We start from the raw sequence: 440 nt of genomic DNA, 5'->3' as shown, positions 1-440 counted from the left end.
CCGTAGCTGCGTTTGACGGCGGTTTGGGCATAACCCGCCGCTACTTTGGTTTTTCCTTTGCAGCTTTCCGTCAGGTCGTTGAGAGTGGCGATTTGCCGTTTCAGACGACCTAAAGGGTCAAGTTCGTAACGGCTGGCGAGTTTACCATGTGTGCGGTAGATTTCGCGGTGCAGCTGATCACGTTCGATGTCGGTGATGACTTCGTCGTCGAGGCTGATTTGGTGCAGGTGGCAGCTGCCGTAATACAGGTAGTTGATCTGTCTGCCGTCGGGCAGGACGGTGGCGGTACGGTTACAGTTGAAGTCGTAGTGGTAGCGGATGCTTTCGGTAACGGGCAGGTACAGCATGTCGTATTGCGCATCGCGCCAGTCGGTTTCGGGCAAACAGTTTTGTTCGTTCTCTTCATTAGCAGGTACTCTACATTGGTGCTGGCCGATGAT

General features: G+C 54.1%; 1 pseudogene. It reads right to left on the bottom strand.

Annotation, left to right across the window (positions count from 1 at the left end):
* Window positions 1-440: pseudogene (locus ACTHTY_RS12070) on the bottom strand (RHS repeat protein); the annotation flags it as partial.

This window comes from Neisseria sp. P0019.S002 (genome assembly GCF_051957155.1).
GTDB classification, from domain to species: domain Bacteria; phylum Pseudomonadota; class Gammaproteobacteria; order Burkholderiales; family Neisseriaceae; genus Neisseria; species Neisseria perflava.
This window is presented reverse-complemented; position numbering and strand designations above follow the sequence as displayed.